Source organism: Joostella sp. (genome assembly GCF_048266025.1).
Lineage (GTDB): Bacteria > Bacteroidota > Bacteroidia > Flavobacteriales > Flavobacteriaceae > Galbibacter > Galbibacter atrarenae.
This window is the reverse complement of record NZ_JBLXAF010000001.1, coordinates 457195-477843: the sequence shown is the minus strand read 5'-3', so window position 1 is coordinate 477843 and position 20649 is coordinate 457195. Positions and strand designations below refer to the sequence as shown.

At 33.2% G+C, this 20649-nt stretch carries 17 protein-coding genes; 11 read left to right on the top strand and 6 right to left on the bottom strand.

Annotated features, from left to right (window positions below; genetic code table 11):
* Positions 1–16: 16 nt before the first annotated feature.
* Positions 17–1441, top strand: coding sequence for a Gfo/Idh/MocA family protein (locus ACN0TY_RS01995; protein WP_417443155.1), 1425 nt, complete (start codon positions 17–19; stop codon positions 1439–1441).
* Between the two features lie 265 nt (positions 1442–1706).
* Here the strand turns inward: ACN0TY_RS01995 and ACN0TY_RS01990 are convergent, their stop codons facing one another.
* From ACN0TY_RS01990 to ACN0TY_RS01970, 5 genes are read right to left on the bottom strand one after another with little or no spacing between them, the layout of a single operon-like run.
* On the bottom strand, positions 1707–3605 hold the full coding sequence (locus tag ACN0TY_RS01990) for an amidophosphoribosyltransferase (protein WP_236957390.1): 1899 nt from the start codon (positions 3603–3605) through the stop codon (positions 1707–1709).
* A 56-nt stretch (positions 3606–3661) separates the two neighbouring features.
* Positions 3662–4588 (bottom strand): PfkB family carbohydrate kinase, encoded by a 927-nt coding sequence (locus tag ACN0TY_RS01985; protein WP_236957389.1) that lies wholly within the window; start codon positions 4586–4588, stop codon positions 3662–3664.
* 26 nt (positions 4589–4614) lie between these two features.
* Positions 4615–5217, bottom strand: a complete 603-nt coding sequence (locus ACN0TY_RS01980; RefSeq protein WP_417443154.1) for an START domain-containing protein — start codon at positions 5215–5217, stop codon at positions 4615–4617.
* Between the two features lie 24 nt (positions 5218–5241).
* Positions 5242–5715 (bottom strand): ribonuclease HI, encoded by a 474-nt coding sequence (rnhA, locus tag ACN0TY_RS01975; protein WP_236957387.1) that lies wholly within the window; start codon positions 5713–5715, stop codon positions 5242–5244.
* Positions 5708–6271 carry a phosphoribosylglycinamide formyltransferase gene (locus ACN0TY_RS01970; RefSeq protein ID WP_417443153.1) on the bottom strand — a complete coding sequence of 188 codons (564 nt, stop codon included), beginning with the start codon at positions 6269–6271 and terminating at the stop codon, positions 5708–5710. The genes rnhA and ACN0TY_RS01970 overlap by 8 nt, the downstream gene beginning before the upstream one ends.
* A 179-nt stretch (positions 6272–6450) precedes the next feature.
* On the opposite strand from ACN0TY_RS01970, the gene ACN0TY_RS01965 reads away from it, so the two are divergent.
* The 5 genes from ACN0TY_RS01965 (at position 6451) to pyk (ending at position 10806) form a co-directional block, all read left to right on the top strand.
* Positions 6451–6684 carry an acyl carrier protein gene (locus ACN0TY_RS01965; protein ID WP_236957385.1) on the top strand — a complete coding sequence of 78 codons (234 nt, stop codon included), beginning with the start codon at positions 6451–6453 and terminating at the stop codon, positions 6682–6684.
* Positions 6685–6797: 113 nt separating this feature from the next.
* A complete protein-coding gene (gene fabF, locus ACN0TY_RS01960) occupies positions 6798–8048 on the top strand; it encodes a beta-ketoacyl-ACP synthase II (RefSeq protein ID WP_236957384.1) in 1251 nt (416 codons plus the stop codon).
* 16 nt (positions 8049–8064) lie between these two features.
* Complete coding sequence (gene rnc / locus ACN0TY_RS01955) at positions 8065–8805, top strand: ribonuclease III (RefSeq protein ID WP_236957383.1); 741 nt, start codon at positions 8065–8067, stop codon at positions 8803–8805.
* Between the two features lie 104 nt (positions 8806–8909).
* Positions 8910–9386, top strand: a complete 477-nt coding sequence (locus ACN0TY_RS01950; RefSeq protein ID WP_236957382.1) for an IPExxxVDY family protein — start codon at positions 8910–8912, stop codon at positions 9384–9386.
* A complete protein-coding gene (pyk, locus tag ACN0TY_RS01945) occupies positions 9379–10806 on the top strand; it encodes a pyruvate kinase (protein ID WP_236957381.1) in 1428 nt (475 codons plus the stop codon). Before ACN0TY_RS01950 ends, pyk begins: the two co-directional genes overlap by 8 nt.
* Before the next feature lie 53 nt (positions 10807–10859).
* On the opposite strand, the gene ACN0TY_RS01940 is transcribed toward pyk, so the two are convergent.
* Positions 10860–11435, bottom strand: coding sequence for an RNA polymerase sigma factor (locus ACN0TY_RS01940; protein ID WP_417443152.1), 576 nt, complete (start codon positions 11433–11435; stop codon positions 10860–10862).
* A 116-nt stretch (positions 11436–11551) separates the two neighbouring features.
* On the opposite strand from ACN0TY_RS01940, the gene ACN0TY_RS01935 reads away from it, so the two are divergent.
* The 5 genes from ACN0TY_RS01935 (at position 11552) to ACN0TY_RS01915 (ending at position 20485) form a co-directional block, all read left to right on the top strand.
* Positions 11552–12715, top strand: a complete 1164-nt coding sequence (locus tag ACN0TY_RS01935; protein ID WP_417443151.1) for a FecR family protein — start codon at positions 11552–11554, stop codon at positions 12713–12715.
* A gap of 144 nt (positions 12716–12859) precedes the next feature.
* Positions 12860–16270: a TonB-dependent receptor gene (locus ACN0TY_RS01930; protein WP_417443150.1), complete on the top strand. Its 3411-nt coding sequence runs from the start codon at positions 12860–12862 to the stop codon at positions 16268–16270.
* Between the two features lie 10 nt (positions 16271–16280).
* Positions 16281–17705 carry a RagB/SusD family nutrient uptake outer membrane protein gene (locus ACN0TY_RS01925; RefSeq protein WP_417443149.1) on the top strand — a complete coding sequence of 475 codons (1425 nt, stop codon included), beginning with the start codon at positions 16281–16283 and terminating at the stop codon, positions 17703–17705.
* Positions 17692–19143, top strand: coding sequence for a sulfatase (locus ACN0TY_RS01920; protein ID WP_417443148.1), 1452 nt, complete (start codon positions 17692–17694; stop codon positions 19141–19143). The genes ACN0TY_RS01925 and ACN0TY_RS01920 overlap by 14 nt, the downstream gene beginning before the upstream one ends.
* Positions 19112–20485 carry a sulfatase gene (locus tag ACN0TY_RS01915; protein ID WP_417443147.1) on the top strand — a complete coding sequence of 458 codons (1374 nt, stop codon included), beginning with the start codon at positions 19112–19114 and terminating at the stop codon, positions 20483–20485. The genes ACN0TY_RS01920 and ACN0TY_RS01915 overlap by 32 nt, the downstream gene beginning before the upstream one ends.
* Positions 20486–20649: the final 164 nt, after the last annotated feature.

Here is a 20649-nt window from a genome sequence, read left to right as displayed (position 1 = left end):
TACTAACTATTTAGAAATGAAACGAAGAAACTTTATTAAGAACACTGCAGCCGCCGGAAGTGCACTTTATATCATTCCATCTCATGTAATGGGAGGGATTCATACCGCACCAAGTGATACGCTCTATTTAGCAGGAATTGGTGTAGGAGGCCGTGGTGAAGCGGTCGTTAGAAATCTTCATAAAACAGGAAAAGTAAAATTTGTATCCCTTTGTGATGTTGATGATGTAAGGGCTAAGAAAACTTTTTCAGAGCATCCTAAAGCTAAAATCTATCGTGATTTTAGGAAGGTCTACGATAATCATTTAAAGGATATTGATGGAATTATGGTCGCTACGCCAGATCATAATCATGCTACAGTTGCAGTTCCTTTTATGCAAGCTAAGAAACATGCTTATGTAGAGAAACCTTTAACGCATACCATTGCTGAAGCTCGATTAATGTCGAAAATCACGAAAGAGCAAGGTATTGTAACCCAAATGGGGAATCAAGGAAGTTCTTCGGATGGCGCTAGAACAACGCAAGAATGGATTGAGGCCGGCGTTATAGGTAAGATTATTAAAGTTGATTGTTGGACAAATAGACCTGTATGGCCACAAGGATTAAAAAATAGTCCAGAAGGGGAGCCTGTTCCAGATACTTTAGATTGGAATCAATGGCTAGGGCCTGCGGAATTCAGACCATATAATTCTGCTTATTTGCCATTTAAATGGCGAGGTTGGTGGGACTTTGGAACTGGAGCTTTAGGCGATATGGGTTGCCATATTCTAGAAACACCTTTCAGAACGCTAAAACTTGGATATCCAACAGAAGCTGAAGCTAGTTGTACAACGGTTTGGTCTGGAGATTTTATAGAAGCAAATTATGATGAGGCATGTCCTCCTTCTTCTATTGTGAGATTAAAATTTGATACAGAAGCTCATGGTCAAATAGATGTTAATTGGTATGATGGTGGAATAATGCCAAAAATTCCTGAAGAATTGCAAGAAGGGGAAACTATTGGTGATGCTGGTGGAGGTTCTATTTTTTATGGGGAAAAGGGAATCTTAGTAACAGATGCATATTCAGAAAACCCTAGAATCTTAAATCATTATAAAGATAAAGTTGGTGCTTTCCCAAAACCTAGTCTTAAAAGAGTAGATGGTGCTATTGGCGGTCATTATAATAATTTTGTAGATGGATGTTTAAAAGGAGTAGAGACATCTTCACCTTTTTCTTATGCAGGTCCTTTAACGGAGGCTGTTCTTATGGGGAATCTCGCTATAAAAGCTTTCCAGTATAAGGTTTTAAAGCCAGGTAAGAAGGTTGGAGATTGGGCGCCTTATGATTACCCAGGTAGAAAGAAAATAATGTGGGACGGCGAGAATATGCGCGTAACAAATTATGAAGATGCTAACAAATGGGTTACTGGGACATACCGTAAGGGATGGGAATTATTATAGTTCTAAGTGATCCTAAATAAGATTAAGATACTATTGAAAAAACGTCTGCGGAAGCAGGCGTTTTTTAATTGCTATTTCTGAAGTTTTAATTTGGAAATAATTGAAAATAAAAAGGGCGGAAATTAATCCGCCCTTTTTGCCCCAAATCTTACCATGAACTTAACCTACTTATGCTATGGTATTAACAAATATAGGTTTTATTACGTATTTATAAGTTAATAATCAGTTAAATTACTGTTTTTAACGTTTAAATGCACTTTTATTGTTAATATGCTCGTCCTTGAACTCCTTCGTAAAAATTGATAAAAGCTCTATTAACAACTCTATTTCCTCCTGGAGTAGGGTAATCTCCAGTGAAGTACCAGTCTCCTAAATTTTTAGGACAGGCTTTATGTAGGTTTTCAACAGTTTGATATATTATTTGTACTTCTGCTTTAATTCCTTCAGGAGAAAGAAGTTCAGAAATCTTATTTGAAATCTCTTCATCTGTAAAAGGATCATAAAAAGCTTGAACAGCATTTTTAACCTCTGTATCTGGTAAATTCACCTGATCGATACAGTTTTTATAGATTTCCTCTACGATTCCAATAGTTCCTCGATCCTCATGAAGCGCTAATGCTGCTTTAAAGGCAATAAGTCCTTCCATTCTTGCCATGTCAATACCATAGCAGTCTGGGTAACGAATTTGCGGAGCAGAAGAAACTACAATTATTTTTTTAGGATTTAACCTATCAAGAATTCTAAGGATGCTCTTTTTTAAAGTAGTTCCTCTTACAATACTATCATCGATAATAACTAAATTATCGGTAGGTTTTACAGAGCCATAAGTAACATCATAAACGTGAGTCACTAAATCATCTCGACTACTGTCTTCCGTAATAAAAGTACGAAGTTTCGCGTCTTTTATAGCTACTTTTTCAATTCTAGGTCTTTTAGAAAGAATTTCATGTAAGCGCTCGCTTGTAAGGTTTGCTCCTTCTTTTAAGATTTCTTGTTCTTTTTTATCATTTAAGAAATCTTGAGCAGCTTTTACCATTCCGTAAAATGATGTTTCTGCAGTATTAGGAATGTATGAAAATACAGTATTTTCAATATCTTCATCAATAGATTTTAAAATCTTTGGAAGTAGAAAACGACCTAAATTTTTACGCTCTTGATATATTTCAGCATCACTTCCTCTAGAAAAATAGATGCGCTCAAAAGAACATGCTTTTCTTTCTAGGGGCTCTAATATCTTCTTAGTATTTGTAGAACCGTCTTTTTTGATAATGATTGCTCTTCCAGGTCCAAGTTCTTTAATGGAATCGAAATTAACATTAAATACTGTTTGGATCACAGGTCTTTCTGAAGCCACAACTACAACTTCATCATCTTGGTAATAATATGCAGGACGGATTCCAGCAGGGTCTCTAAGTACAAATGCGTCACCATGACCAATAAGTCCAGCCATTGCATAACCTCCATCAAAATTTTTAGCTGCCTTTTTTAATATTTTAGCAACATTTAAACGTTCTGCAATAAGTGGTGAAGCTTCCATTTTATTGAAACCTTCTTTTTTAATATCCTTATATAATTTCGAAACAGCATCATCTAAAAAATGACCTATTTTTTCCATTACAGTAACCGTATCTGCTTTTTCTTTAGGATGCTGACCGATGCGAATAAGGTTAGAAAACAACTCATTAACATTGGTCATATTGAAGTTACCAGCCACAATTAGATTTCTATGCATCCAGTTGTTCTGTCTGATAAATGGGTGTACACTTTCAATACTATTTTTTCCAAAAGTACCGTAGCGAACGTGCCCTAACATAACTTCTCCGATGTATGGGATATTACGTTTTTGTAAATCGATACTTTCGCTGTATTCTGGATTGTCTTTTAACTCGTCGTTTATACGTGTGTTTATCTGCTTGAAAATATCTTGAATAGGCTGCGATTGGTTAGAGCGCACTCTACTCATATATCTTTCTCCAGGCTGCATATTTAATTTGATGCTTGCAAAACCAGCGCCATCTTGACCTCTGTTATGTTGCTTTTCCATCATTAGGTACATTTTATTTATACCATAAAATGCAGTACCATATTTTTCTTTGTAGTATTCTAATGGTTTCAATAGCCTTACTAAGGCAATTCCACATTCGTGTTTAATAGCGTCACTCATTATAATCTATCTTATCTAATAAAAAACCCCGAAATTATTTCAGGGCAGTGGTTTCTTTATGTAAGTTTAATATCAAATTGTGTAAGACTCTTAAATTGTTGGAGCCTGTTATATATTTCTTTACTTGTTACGCTTTGTAGTCTTTCAGTTCCAAATTTCTCTACGTTAAAAGAAGCTAGATTAGAACCGTGAATAATTGCGGTTTTCATATTTTCAAAAGAATAATCATCCGTTTTTGCAATATACCCAGAAAAACCACCTGCAAAAGTATCTCCAGCACCAGTCGGATCAAATACTTCTTCTAAAGGTAAAGCAGGAGCGAAGAATATTTTTCCGTTATGGAAAAGTAAAGCTCCGTGTTCTCCTTTTTTAATTACTACATATTTTGGACCCATACTATGGATTTTTTCAGCAGCTTTTACTAATGAGTATTCACCAGATAACTGTCTTGCTTCTTCGTCATTAATAGTAATAACATCCACTTTCGTAATCACCTCTTTTAATTCTTCTAATGCAATATCCATCCAGAAGTTCATAGTGTCTAAAACGATAAGCTTCGGTTTTACTTCCATTTGTTCTATAACACTTAATTGGACGGAAGGATTTAGATTTCCTAACATCAAAACTTCAGCATCTTTAAAATTTTCTGGAACTATAGGATTGAAATCAGCTAACACATTAAGTTGTGTTTCAAGCGTATCACGAGAATTTAGGTCGTTGTGGTATTTCCCTTTCCAAAAGAAAGTTTTTCCGTCTTTAACAACTTCAATCCCGCTGATGTCTATTTTTTTATCAGAAAAAAGATCTAGATACTCCTGTGGGAAGTCATTCCCAACAACAGAAACAATAGCGCTTTCTACATTAAATTGTGAAGCCGCTAAACCAATAAACGGAGCTGCTCCACCAAGAATTTTATCTGTTTTACCAAAAGGAGTTTCAATAGCGTCAAAAGCTACACTTCCAACTATTAGTAGTTTGCCCATGCAATAATTTTTTTGCAAATATAAGCTTAGTTTTCGAGTATCCCTTTTAGTTTTTCAAAAGAATGATATGGAAATGTAGTAAGAATACTGTTAATTAGCCATGCTGGAAGATTCCCATTGGGGTCGCCATACATTTGCTGCGTGATTTCGACGGTGTTTTTATCTACATTTCTTATAAGCCAATTCCCTTTAAAATTATCCATTCGGATTACATTTTTATTAGCCTTTATGTAGGTGCTGTCCGCAGGAGAAATATCTATTTTATATACTTCTTCACTAACTTGATTAATGGTGACTCTAGAGATATTATCACGATCGCTAATAGGCCAAGGAAGATCGTTCTGCATCCATACTATAAATTCTGTCTCCGATATTTTAGCAATCAATTCACTTTCTGGGGTTTTATAATTCCAATTTTTTAGACCATTACCGTCGGTAAGAACTTCTAAAACTTTTTCTAAGGAAGTATTTACTTTTAGAATTGCTTTGTATTCGTTGATTTTTGTTGAATCGAGTTCACGGGTATATACTTGGATATTATTTGTATTTCTTTTTAATTCCCATTCTTGTTCTTGGCAATAGGAGGAAAAAACGATTAGTAGAAAGCAAATAACAAATAGAAGTTTCATAGAGGGAGTGTAGGTTATATTGTTTTATGAGGTAGTGCTTTCATAGGCCAAATCTGCTGGTAGGTTTGGTTTTTTTGAAGCCTCTACGGCAAGAAAGTCACAACGTTCATTTTGGGGATGGTTATTATGACCTTTTATCCATTGAAAGCTAACTTTCTGCTTTCGGTATTCAATTAAAAATTCTTTCCATAAGTCAGGATTCTTTTTGTCCTTAAATTTTTTCTTCTCCCATCCAAAAACCCATCCTTTTTCTACAGCATCAACAACATATTTAGAATCGGAGAACACTTTTATGGCAATGTTATTCTTTTTAAGTTTTTTTAAAGCTTCTATAACAGCCATTAGTTCCATACGGTTGTTAGTTGTTTTTCTAAAACCTTGAGAAAATTCCTTTTTATAGGGTTTCCCTACCCATTCCATAACAATTCCGTAGCCACCAGGACCAGGATTTCCTCTAGAGGAACCATCAGTATATATATAAACGTCTTGTTTAGTCATTTAGTACTTTTTCAATAATTTTTGGAAAATACATGTATTCTAATTGATGAATTTTATGCGCTACATCTTCCGCATTATCATTTGGAGTAATCGCTACACTTTCTTGAAAGATAATATTTCCTTCGTCATAATTTTCATTTACATAATGTATAGTAATTCCAGAAGTTGTCTCTTTATTTGCTACAACAGCTTCATGAACATGCATTCCATACATTCCTTTGCCTCCATATTTTGGTAATAATGCAGGGTGGATATTTATAATCTTGTTAGGGAAAGCTTTTATTATGTCTGAAGGTACTTTCCATAAAAATCCAGCTAAAACTATTAAATCTGGTTTCAAAATTGACAAGAAGTTGACGATATGACCATTTGTAAAAGCAGTTTTATTGAAAGAAATGGCACTTTTTCCGTATATTGTTGCTCGATCTAGAACTTTTGCCTCTTTTTTATTTGATAAAATCATAGTGACGGAAGCAGTCTTAGAATCCTCAAAGTATTTAATGATATTTTCGGCATTGGTTCCGGAGCCAGAGGCTAATATAACGATGCTTTTCATAGGATGTAATTATTTTAATTATAGGCAAAAAAAAGGATAAATATTAACAATATGAAGGTAAAAATAGAATACTTGAATTAAAAAATATGAACTTTAAAAGCACATTTTAGCTTCAAAACGTTTTTTTAAAGTAAAGTTTTTTATTTTTGCGAACAATTAAATTTTAAAACAAAAAAATTATGTCAGACATTGCATCAAGAGTAAAAGCGATTATCGTAGACAAATTAGGTGTAGATGAGAATGAGGTTGTGCCAGAAGCAAGCTTCACTAACGATTTAGGCGCGGACTCATTAGACACTGTGGAATTAATCATGGAATTCGAAAAAGAATTTGATATCCAAATTCCAGACGATCAAGCTGAAAACATTGCTACTGTTGGTCAAGCAGTAAAGTATATCGACGAAGCAAAGTAAACGTTTTTATAAAAAGATAGACCAAAAAATTTATTCATGCTATATTGCGTGAATAAATTTTTTTGGTAAATCTTTATTTTTATTTATTATTTATCAGAATAAAAAATATTCAGATGAAATTAAAGCGAGTTGTAGTAACAGGACTAGGAGCATTAACACCCATAGGGAATACTGTAGATGAATATTGGAACAGTCTTTTGAACGGCGTTAGTGGAGCTGCTCCAGTAACCCATTTCGATGCGTCCAAATTCAAAACACAATTCGCCTGTGAGTTAAAGAATTTTGACCCTACAAACTATATAGACAGAAAGGAAGCGCGTCGTATGGACCGTTTTGCTCAGTATGCCATGGTTACGGCAGATGAGGCCTTAAAAGATTCTGGACTTGACATCGATAAGGTGAATAAGTATAGAGTAGGTGTTATTTGGGGAGCAGGAATTGGCGGATTAGAAACTTTTCAAGAAGAGGTAACTAATTATGCTAATGGAGATGGAACTCCAAGGTTTAATCCTTTCTTTATCCCAAAAATGATTGCAGACATTGCGCCCGGATTAATTTCCATAAAACATGGTTTCATGGGGCCTAATTATACTACTGTATCTGCATGTGCGTCGTCGGCAAATGCTATTATCGATGCGCTTAATTCTATTCGTTTAGGAACAACCGATGTTGTTATAACTGGAGGTTCTGAGGCAGCTGTTACAGCAGCCGGAATGGGAGGATTTAATGCGATGCATGCAATGAGTACTAGAAACGATGACCCTCAGGCGGCATCTAGACCTTTCGATGCAAATCGAGATGGTTTTGTGCTAGGAGAAGGATCTGGAGCGTTAGTACTTGAAGAATATGAACACGCAATTGCTCGTGGAGCAAAAATTTATGCAGAAGTTGTTGGTGGAGGTTTATCTTCTGATGCTTACCACATGACAGCACCACATCCAGAAGGTATTGGAGTTGTAGCTGTTATGAAAAATTGCTTGGAGAATGCTGGTTTAAAACCAGAGGATGTCGATGCAATTAATACGCATGGTACTTCAACGCCGCTAGGCGATGTTGCAGAACTTAAAGCGATTGGTAAAGTATTTGGAGAATATGCTTACGATATAAACATCAACTCTACAAAATCTATGACAGGACACTTATTGGGTGCTGCTGGAGCTGTAGAAGCTATTGCCTCTATTTTAGCAATTGAAAACAGCGTAGTTCCTCCTACAATAAATCACTCAACAGTAGATGAGAACATCGATCCTAAGCTTAATTTAACTTTAAATAAAGCACAGAAGAGAGAAGTTAAAGTTGCAATGAGTAATACTTTTGGTTTTGGTGGACACAATGCTTGTGTAGTATTTAAAAAGCTAGATTAGATATCAATCCTACTGAATGAAAATCATTCGAAAAATATTAAATTCCCGATCACAAGATGACGGGGATTTTTTTTTAGAAATTCATCGGATATTAGGTTTCAAACCCAAAAATATAGCGCTTTATAAAAAAGCTTTTACACATCGTTCTATTAATTTAAAAGACGATAAGGGATTGCCTCTTAATTACGAACGTTTAGAGTTTCTAGGGGATACTATGCTCGGTTCTATCATATCTCATTATCTATACAATGAGGTTCCAGAAGGAGATGAGGGATATCTTACCAAAATGCGTTCTAAAATTGTCAGCAGAGAGCATCTTAACGAATTAGGAAAGGATTTAAACCTTATTAAATTCGTAAAAAGTAAGATTCCAAACGAACACTTCGGGGATAATATCCATGGGAATGTTTTTGAAGCATTGGTAGGTGCTATTTTCCTAGATAGAGGGTATCATTATTGCGAACGTTTTATAAAAAAATGTGTTGTAAAACCCTATGTTGATATCGAAAATTTAGAGGGTAAAATAATAAGTTATAAGAGTTTAATTATTGAGTGGTGTCAGAAAGAAAAGAAAGTATTTCTTTTTGATACATATGAAGATAATGGAAATGATGACTTAAAACATTTTGCTGTAAAACTCTATATCGACAAAAAAATAATTTCTAAAGCTAGAGCAACTTCTAAGAAAAAAGCGGAAGAAAGTGCATCAAAAAGAGCTTATTATGCTTTACAGCATAAAATTGAGGAAACTTCATAAGCAGTACTATAACGTTTTCGTTTTAAAATCAATGCAATCAAGTACTTAAAAGTTGCTAAGTCAGAGTTATAATTATATATTTACAATTCCGTGTAAACTCATTTATGGCTATCTATAAACTTTTAGATGATTTTTATGAACACTCATATACTTTAATCGCTATCCACGGTTCCTTAGACGATTATAGGCTTGCTTATTTTTTAAATTCTGAATTTAAAATAAATTTACGCAGACTTAAAACTGATGTGAACATAGCAGAACGAGTAAATACTTCTGTATTTAAATCGTATGATGATGTAAATGAAGTGTCTTGGAGTTTAATAAAAAATAGAATTAATATAGAACAAATTGGGACTGAAGTAAGTCTTTTTGCTGAAAAAAAATCAGTGAAGCGTTTCTTTTTCATTCCAGAATATAGTAAAGCGGATTATTTCCTTAAGATTGATGAAGATGGACCCTATAGGGATGAAATAAAGGTATTGGTGAAGCTCAAAAAAATACCAGGAATTATTACCGCTTATAAAGTAGAAGCACAACAACTAAAATCTAAAAATAACTTAATTTTTCTAACGAATGCCTAATAGAAAAAAGACAAAAATTGTAGCAACGCTTGGTCCCGCCACAAGTACCAAGGAGGTCTTAAAAGACATGATTGAAGCAGGGGTTAATGTTTTCAGAATTAACTTTTCACATGCCAACTATGACGATGTAAAAGAACGTATCGATATGATTCGCTCTTTAAATAAAGAATTTAATTATAACACCGCTATTCTTGCTGATCTTCAAGGACCTAAACTTCGTGTTGGGGTGATGAAAGAAGACGTAATTGTATCTCCTGGAGATGAATTGACTTTCGTTACAGGAAAAGCTTTTGAAGGAGATGCGAAGCGTGTTTATATGAATTATAAAGAATTTCCTAGAGATGTAAAACCAGGAGAACGTATTTTACTTGATGACGGGAAATTAATGTTTGAAGTTATAGCTACTGATAAAAAAGCAGAGGTAACAGCAAAAGTTATTCAAGGAGGGCCATTGAGATCTAAAAAAGGAGTTAATCTTCCTAATACAGATATCTCTTTACCAGCACTTACAAAAAAGGATATTGAGGACGCTATTTTTGCAGTAAAGCAAGATGTAGATTGGCTGGCTTTATCTTTTGTTCGTAATAGCGAAGATTTGATGGATCTTAAGAAGTTGATTGCTGAACATACAGATCAAAAAATTCCGATTATAGCTAAGATTGAAAAACCTGAAGCTGTAGAAAATATAGATAAAATTGTTGCTTATTGTGACGGATTAATGGTTGCACGTGGTGACCTTGGTGTAGAAATTCCTGCTCAAGAAGTTCCATTAGTACAGAAACAATTAGTGCTTAGAGCTAAGAAAGCGAGAATTCCAGTAATTATTGCTACCCAAATGATGGAGACAATGATTTCTAGCTTGACTCCAACTAGAGCAGAGGTTAATGATGTTGCCAATTCAGTAATGGATGGAGCAGATGCTGTAATGCTTTCTGGAGAGACTTCTGTAGGAGCGTATCCTGTTCAAGTAATTGAGAAAATGTCAAGTATTATTGATAGTGTAGAGCATTCTCCATTAATTAAGGTGCCTCAAGAGCCACCACATATCAAAACAAAAAGATATATTACAAAATCTGTTTGTTTCCATGCAGCAACTATGGCAAATGAAATTAATGCAAAAGTTATTTCTACATTAACAAATAGTGGATATACAGCTTTTCAAATTTCTGCTTGGAGACCAAAAGCGCATATTTTAGTATTTACATCGAATACTAGAATTGTAACTCAACTTAGTCTTCTATGGGGGGTTAAAGCTTTCTATTATGATAAGTTTGTAAGTACAGATCAAACTATTGAAGATGTGAATAAGATAGCTTGCGAAAAAGGATTCCTAGATAAAGGAGATATGATGATTAGCCTTGCAGCAATGCCAATTAAAGAAAAAGGAATGGTAAATACTTTGAGAGTTACAGAGATATAATTCTTAAAACATATTGTAATATTTTAAACCGCTTATATCTAATTATAAGCGGTTTATTTTTTTGGAATATATATAAACAGAACAGACTTATATTGATCCCCTAGCTTTCCTCTAAGCACACAATAAGCCTTTGTTATTTGTGCTTCCACTGTTTTTATAGATATATCTAAATATTCTGCGATTTCGATATTTGTAAGACCATCGACTTTACTTAACATGAAAATGTTTTTGCATTTTGGAGGTAGTTTTTCAATTTCCTTCGTTACTATTTTAAAGAAATATTCAATCTTATTATCGTCAACACTTGTTGTAATTTCTTCTAAGTTTTCTAAATATTTATAATGTAAATAAGTAGTTGCTTTACTTTTCTGATATGTATTAACAAATTCATTATAAACAGATTTATATAAAAAACTTTGAATAGACAAAGAGGCATCTAGCTTTTTTCGGTATTGCCAGGTCTTTAATAATACATTTTGTACAATATCCTCAGCAATAGTTTTATCGTTAATTAAGCTTACAGCATATGCATATATTTTTCGGTAATAGTTATCAATTAAAAATTCATAAGCCTTTTCATCTCCTTTTTTTAATCCTTTTATAAAAAGACTATAGTTATTATAAATCATTGTTTATTTAGTTTGGAGAAATAAATCTACGTTAATAAAAGTGAATTTGATAATTTTTATGTGAAAAAAGTAAGGGTATTTAATTTTTTAGCTGTAATAATAAATAAATACTTAAAATGATTCCTTCGGATATAGAAGATATTATTTCAAAATTCCTTAACAATTCTGCAAACTCTATAGAATTGGATATGCTTCATGAATGGATTGAAAAGGGTAATAATGTTAATGTATTTAAAACATATGTGGAAACACATTTTGCAATAGCTGTAGCAATGAATCAACCTGATTTAAAGAAAATAAAAAATAATTTTTTAAGTGATGTACGAAAGGAAAAAAGAAAGCAGCGCTTTTTGAACATGACGTCCTTTCTTAAATATGCTGCTGTAGTAATATTTATAATTGGTGCTGGACTTATGTTTAAAAGTAATTTTTATTCAGATGATTTAGAACAAACAATATCTCCTAGAGAAGGAGAAATCACACTCCAGTTAGCAAATGGTGAGGTGAAAAGCATAAAAAATGGAGCTCAAATAGATATTAAAGGTAATAAAGGGCAAACGCTTGCAAATAGTGATGGTAATAAACTCTCGTATAGCAATAAGGTTGAATATGACGAAACGTTAGTTTACAATAAATTAACTATTCCATACGGAAAAAAATATGACTTAATATTAGCAGATGGTACTCGTGTAAAGTTAAATTCAGGGAGCTCGATAAAGTTTCCTACCAAGTTTAATAATACTAATGAGCGTCGTGTTTTCTTAGAAGGTGAAGCTTTTTTTGTAGTTAGTCATAATCACCAAAAACCATTTTATGTGCAAGCCAATGGAGTTGATATTAAGGTCTACGGTACAGAATTTAATGTTAAAAACTATACTGAGAATAAAACAACTGAAGTGGTATTAGTTAGTGGATCTGTAAGCCTTGCTCAAAATAATAGTACAAGTAAAAAGGATGAATTTAAATTGCAGCCTGGAGAAAGAGGATCTTTTGATAGAACAGATAAAGCAATTGTTAAAGATAAAGTTGATACTTCTATATATACTTCTTGGGTACAGGGTAATTTAATTTTCAAGAAAGAACCTTTTAAAAATATAATTAAGGCTTTAGAGCGAAGTTATAATGTGGTAATTATTAATAATAATAAGGTTTTAGATGAAGAACATTTTAATGCAACAATTGAGACTGAGTATGAATCTATAGAACAGGTGTTCAACTATTTCAGCAAAGTATATAGTATAGAATATAAAGTAATTGAAAATAAAATAGTAATTAATTAACGATGCTTTTATGAAGAAAAACTAATCAAAAACCATTTTTTTAAAGTTAGTCACTTTACTATTAAAAATCAGGGAATGCGGCCACATCCCCCGATTTAATTACGTGACTAATAAATTATTAATCAACGCTAACAATTCAAAATTATGAAAAAACTATTAAAGTTGAGGGTTTTAAACTCTCGGACTTACAACCTTGATTTAAAAATGAAGCTATCTATTTTGTTTCTTTTTGCAATGATTTTCACTTTGCAGGCAAATAATACTTATTCTCAAAAGACAAAAATAACCTTAGACATAGAGAATAGTAGCGTAGGAGCAGCTATTCATGAGGTTGAAGCTAGAACAGAGTTCAAATTCATTTTTAATTCCGATGTAGTAGACTTGAATAAGAAAGTATCTATTAAGCTTAAAAAGGTATCTATAGAAGATGTATTAAAGAAAATTTTTATTGGACAGAATGTGAAATTCGAAATACTAGATCGTAAAATACTACTTAAAAAAACAACCACTCAAAATAATATTTCTAATAACATTGGAGTAAAGTTTGAACAAGAGTTTGAGGTTTTAGGACAAATACTCGATAATAATGGAACGCCTTTACCAGGAGCGAATGTTTTAGAAAAGGGAACTTCAAATGGAACACAAACAGATTTTGATGGTAACTTTTCTTTAAATGTATCTAGTGGAGATGCTACTTTGGTAGTTTCATATATTGGATTTACTACAAAAGAGGTTCCGTTAAATGGACAAAATAGTATAACAATCACCATAGAGGAAAGTGCAGCCGCTCTAGATGAGGTCGTGGTAATTGGTTACGGAACGCAAAAAAAGACTGACTTAACAGGAGCCGTATCTTCTTTAAAAGCAAAAGACTTAAATCCAGGTGCTAATGCATCAGTAGATCAAATGATGCAAGGGCGTGCGGCAGGTGTTCAGATTACACAGAGTAGCGCAGAGCCTGGAGGAGGATTATCAATAAGAGTAAGGGGTGCAAGTTCCATTAATGCGGGTAATGAGCCGTTGTATGTTATTGATGGTTTTCCGATTGATAATAGTCCACCGTTATCAGGTTCATCAGGAGATGTTCAACTTGGTTCAAATGAAAGCCCCAGAAATCCATTGAACTCTATTAATCCTAATGACATTGAATCTATTGAGATTTTGAAAGATGCATCATCTACTGCTATTTATGGTTCTAGAGGAGCAAATGGAGTAATCTTAATTACAACAAAAAAAGGAAGAGAAGGACGTGTTAATGTTAATTACAGTCAATATACAGGTTTTCAAGACATAGCCAAGAAAATAGATGTATTGAATACTACAGATTACATTAATGGTATGAATGATATTTCAGTTGCGTCAGGAGATGGAATTATTTTTACTGATGAAGATATTCAGAAGATAGGAAAAGGGACTGATTGGCAAGATGAGATATATCGAACTGCTTTTGTGATGAATCACGACATATCAGCATCTGGAGGAGATGAAAAAACTACATTTTTCACTTCATTAAATTACTACGATCAAGATGGAGTAGTCAAAAACACAGGTATAGAAAAATATATAGCTCGATTCAATTTAGAGAGAAACTTCGGAGAGTATATCAAAATGGGTGTTAATTTTAATACAAGTTTAGTTAAAGATAATAGTAGTTTGGATGGTATTAATAATAATGAGGAAGGAGGTCCGATTTATAGTGCATTGCTTTATGATCCAACTGAACCAATATATGATTCTGAGGGTAACTACAATCAATCATCTAACTTAACGATTAATAATCCTCTCAGTATAATAGATGGTGTTAGTAGCTTGAATGAGACAAACAGAACCTTTGGTAACATATATTTAAATTTTCAATTAACAGGTGATTTAAGTGCTAAGATAAATGTAGGTTCAGATAGGCAGACATCCCGAAGAGATTTGTATAATTCGACTCAAACCCTTAGAGGAGAATCATTAGATGGGATTGCTAATATATCAACATTGGAACGTTCTAATGAACTTATAGAGTTTACGATGAGTTATAGTAAGGAGTTTAATGAGAATCATATAATTAATGCTCTTGGAGGTGTTACATATCAAAATTTTACCTCAAGGATGTTTTCAGGGACTATTAGTTCTTTTCCTTCTGATGTTATAGGAACTGATAATTTAGGCTTAGGAGATACAGGGAATGATGAATTAACAAGTTATAAAAATAATAACAGTCTATTATCCTATCTAGGGCGTGTGAATTATAGTCTATATAATAAATTTTTAATCACTGCTTCTCTTAGGGCGGATGGCTCATCTAGATTTGGAAAAAATAATAAATATGGATATTTTCCTTCATTTGCTCTAGGTTGGAAATTAGCAGAAGAAGAGTTTATTCCTGAAGTTTTTAATAACTTAAAACTAAGAGCAAGTTGGGGAGAAACAGGAAATCAAGAAATTGGAAACTATGCTTCTCAGTCAACTTTCACAACAGGGCCAAATGCAGTGTATAATAATACAGTTGTTAGTAGCGTAATTCCATCTAGAATTGCAAATCCTGATTTGAAATGGGAAACTACTTCTCAATTTAATGTAGGGCTAGATGTTGGGATGTTTAATAATAGGGTATCCGCTACCTTAGATTATTTTATAAAGACTACAAAAGATATGCTTTTCAATCTTCCTTTGCCAGTAGCCTCTGGATATGAATCCATTTTAACAAATATTGGAGAGATGGAAAATAAAGGAGTAGAAGTTCTTTTAAATACAACAAACATCTTGTCGGATAATTTTAAATGGAGTACATCTTTAAACTTTTCAGCAATAAAAAATGAAGTGAAAGATTTAGGTGGATTAGAAGAAATAGTTACTGGTAATATTCAAGATGTAGGGAATACATCAATTATAAAGGTAGGATCGCCACTTGCATCTTATTACGGATATGAAGTTGATGGATTATTTCAACAAGGAGACGACATAGCTAGCTCTGCACAACCAAATGCTCAACCAGGGTATCCAAAATTTGTAGATATTAATGGTGATGATGTTATTTCTCCAGCAGATCAGACAATTATAGGAGATCCTTTTCCTGATTTTACATATGGGATTCAAAATTCATTTTCATTTAAGAATTGGCAGTTAGATGTTTTTATGCTGGGTCAAGAAAAAGCAGATTTATTAAATATAAATGTTATTGAAAGTATGTATCCCGCAAATTTTAGAAGGAATAGAATAACAGAGCAAGTTATAGATAGATGGACTCCAGAAAATACAGATACAAAATGGCCGTCTGGAGTTGATCCATTCGCATACGGGGGAGGTAAGGTAAATAGTTTGGTACTACAGAACGCCTCTTATTTTAGATTAAAAAGTGTGCAAATAGCATATAGTTTTTCAATGGATAGTATAGATGTTTTTAAATCTCTTAGAGTATATGTAACTGGTCAGAATTTAGCAACTATAACTGATTATTCTGGATTTGATCCTGAAGCCAATTCGTTAGGAGGTAGCAATGTAAAAGTAGATTATAGTAGCTATCCAATATCAAGAACCTTCTTGTTTGGAATAAATGTTGGATTTTAAATTAATAAATATGAAAAATAATATATATAAAATTATTGCTTTAATGGGATTCTTTTTCATTTTAGCCTGTGAAGACACACTTGATGAAACTGTATATTCTGAACTAACCCCGGATACAGTTTTAACAAGCGAAAGTGGAATACAATCTTCTTTAAATGCAGCATATTCTAATGCTAACCTTGAGAGTTTCGATGGTTATGTAGCGTATCACTATCTATCTGGCATGACATCCGGTGAGGTTTGGAATAGAGGAGGAAGTATAGAGGTTTGGTTTACTGCATTGACAGATTTTTCTTGGGATAGTAATCATAGATATGTTTTAGGGATATGGACCGATTTATATCAGGCTAACAGAGATGCTAATATTGTTTTGGATAATATTAATAACGACATATTCACTTTAAGCTTCAAAGAGTCCATCACAGCACAGGCAAATTTCATAAGGGGGTGGAGTTACTCTGAATTATATAATTTGTTTGGAACAGTTCCTTTGTATAAATCATCCTCAGATCCTGTTTTGATTCCAAGAGCTTCAGAGAAAGAACTTAAAGAGTTTATTGAAAGCGAATTAATTGCTGCATCTGAAAAATTACCAATAAAATCTGATGCTTATGGAAAAGCAACAAAAGGAGCTGCTTTAGCTATTTTGACTAAGTTTTATCTAAATACTAAAAGATGGAATGATGTTTTAGATATAACTGATGATATAATGAAATTAGGGACATATAAATTAGAAGCTAATTATAGAGATGTATTTAGTTTAAGTAATGAAGGGAATAGTGAAATTTTATGGGCAATGCCCAAAGTAGCGCCTGCTGCGAGTCAGAATATTAATGCGTTAATATTTCCTACAGATTATCCTTTACCTTACTCTAATAATAATGTATTTGCAGCGAAGACATATATGTTTGATGATTTTGTTGAGTCTTTTGATCAAAGTGATGAGAGAAGAGAACTTATAGTTACCGAATATACTAATGTAAGTGGTAGCTTTATTTCATTACTAGGAAATGATCAATCTTTACCACTAAAGTATGAATTTGATCCCAACTCAGCTGGAGCAGCTGCAAGTAATGACATTCCTGTTGTAAGATATGCTGACATTTTATTGTCAAGAGCAGAGGCATTAAATGAAGTTAATGGACCAAATCAAGAATCAATAGATTTATTAAATCAAATCAGAAATAGATCAAAAGTAAGTTCTATTGAGTTAGGAAATTTCAGTAAAGAGAGTTTAAGGGAATTTATTTTAATCGAAAGACAAAAGGAATTTTTCTTTGAAGGGAAAAGAAGAGAGGATCAGATACGCCATGGAGTGTTTATATCAGAAGCACAAAAACGAGGAAAGAGTGCGCAAGATTTTCATAAGATTTTTGCAATTCCACAAATAGAAATAGACTCAAACCCACAAATCACGCAAAATGAAGGATACTAATATTTTTAAGACATTTAGAATGACAAGATATATTTTCAAATTTTTTGTATTATCATTATTTGTATATGGGCAGCTTGCTGCACAATCATCTGTAAACACTAAAACAAATTTCATCATTATTTTTGCCGATGATTTAGGTTATGGTGATTTAGGAATATATGGACACCCAACAATACAGACTCCAAATTTAGATCAAATGGCTTTGGAAGGTCAAAAGTGGACAAATTTTTATGTTGGTTCTAGTGTATGTACACCCAGTAGAGCAGCATTACTTACAGGAAGATTGCCAATACGTAGTGGAATGACAAGCAGACCTGAACGTGTTTTATTTCCAGATTCTAAAAACGGATTACCTGCTTCTGAAATAACATTGGCAGAGCAACTTAAAAATGCTGACTATGCAACAGCTTGCATTGGGAAGTGGCACTTAGGTCATAAAAAACAGTATTTACCAACAAATAATGGTTTTGACTATTATTTTGGAATTCCATATTCTAATGATATGAATTTTGAAGGAACGTTTACTTCAAAAGAAGAGCAGAGAGCTGTTTTGGCAGGTTCTAAAAATTCAGAAATAGAGAATTTTAATGTTCCTCTAATGAGAAATGAAGAGATTATTGAACGTCCAGCGAATCAGCATACCATTACAAAACGTTACTCAGAGGAAGCAATTTCATTTATAAAGAAAAATAAAGACAATCCTTTTTTTATATACTTAGCACATAATTTGCCGCACATTCCCTTATTTGCATCAGAAGAGTTTTTAGGAACAAGTAGTAGGGGTTTATATGGTGATGTTGTTGAAGAAATAGATAATGGAATAGGTGAGATTATAAAAACATTAAAAGAAGAAGGACTTGATGAAAACACCATTGTTGTTTTTACTTCAGATAATGGACCATGGTTAGTTTTTGATGAAAATGGAGGAAGTGCAGGATTGCTTAAAGGAGGGAAGGGAATGACTTGGGAAGGAGGAATGAGAGAGCCTTGTGTGTTTTGGGGACCAAGCAATATTAAACCTGGTGTTATTCAATCTATTGGAACTACAATGGACCTTTTTAATACATTCAGTAGCATCGCAGGTATACCAATTCCTCAAGATAGGGTTATGGATGGTGTAGACCTATCAAAAACGCTTTTTAATAGATTTCCCTCAGAGCGGGAAGATGTTTTTTATTATCGCGGTACCGAATTATATGCTGTAAGACATGGAGATTATAAAGCTCACTTTATAACAGAAGGAGAATATGGGCAGTTTGGAGAGAGGGAAATGCACAATCCACCGTTATTGTATAATCTGAGTCATGATCCATCAGAAAAGTATAATATTGCCTCCCAGAATATGGAGATTATAAATATTATTAAAAATGTTGTCAAAGAGCATCAATCTAATTTAATTATTGGAGATGATCAACTTAAGGATAGGGAAGGGAGATAAAATGATACTATTTAAATTATTTTCTTTCCTATTTGTACTGAGTGGTATGAATGTGCTTTATTCACAAGCAAGGCCTAATATTTTGCTTATTTGCACGGATGATCAAGGATATCATGATGTTTCTTATTATGGAACAAAGGATCTTAGAACGCCTAATATAGATAGTATTATATATAATGGAATTAGGTTTGACAACTTTTATGCAAATAGTTCAGTTTGTTCTCCTACTCGAGCAGCTTTATTGACAGGGAGGTACCAAGGGAATGTAGGTGTACCTGGTGTTATTAGGACAAGTGAAGATGATAATTGGGGTTACTTATCTCCGAAAGCAACATTATTATCTCAAAGATTAAAAGATGAGGGGTATAATACTGCTATAGTGGGGAAATGGCATTTAGGGCTAGAGAGTCCTAATTTGCCTAACGAAAGGGGTTTTGACTATTTTAAGGGATGGTTAGGTGATATGATGGATGATTATTGGAAACATCGTAGACATGGTATTAACTATATGTATGAAAATAATAATGTTATCGACCCAAAAGGTCATGCTACGGAACTTTTTACAGACTGGGCTATTGATTATATAGGAAGACAAAACAAAAAGAAACCATTTTTTTTATACTTAGCATATAATGCGCCTCATTTTCCAGTTCAACCTCCAGATAGTTGGTTAAATAGAGTATATGAGCGTGAAGGGAATATTGATAATGCTAGAGCAAAACTTGTCGCTTTTATTGAACACATGGATCATGGTATTGGTAAAGTAATAGAATCTTTAAAGACTAATGAATTATTTTCTAATACAATAATAGTTTTTACAAGTGATAATGGAGGACATTTGCCAAGTAAAGCTAACAATGGCCCTTTAAGAGGAGGTAAACAGAGTATGTATGAAGGAGGATTGAAAGTTCCAACAGGTATAAGTTGGAAAGGTAAGATACGATCAGGGAGAGTCTCAAGAACAAATCACATGTCAATGGATCTATTCCCTACTATACTAAGAGCCGCAGGGGTAACATATGATATTGAGGGAATTGAAGGAGTAGGATTTTTTGAGGAATTGATTAATGAAGAATACAAAGTTGATCGAAATCGAGAGTTTTATTTTAGTAGAAGAGAAGGAGGGACAAGCTATGGAGGGCAAACTATTGTTGCAATAAGAAAAGGGGATTGGAAGTTATTACAAAATAATCCATTTCAATCTTATGAGTTATATAACTTAGCAAATGATCCTTTAGAGTCAAACAATGTAATTGAGACAGAATTTGAAAAATTTAAAGAGCTAAATATTCTATTGATGAAGAATATTCAACTTGAAGGACAAGTTCCTTGGCAAAAATGATTATGTTGAATTGTTAAAAGAAAGTAGGGAAAGAATTTTTAGTGTTGCCTAAGCATGAGTATTTTCCTATTCCACAGGGATAAATTAATACCAATCCGGAGATTGAACAGAATCCAAATTGGTAGTATAATTATTTTCTATAAAAAGCGACTAACATATTTTAT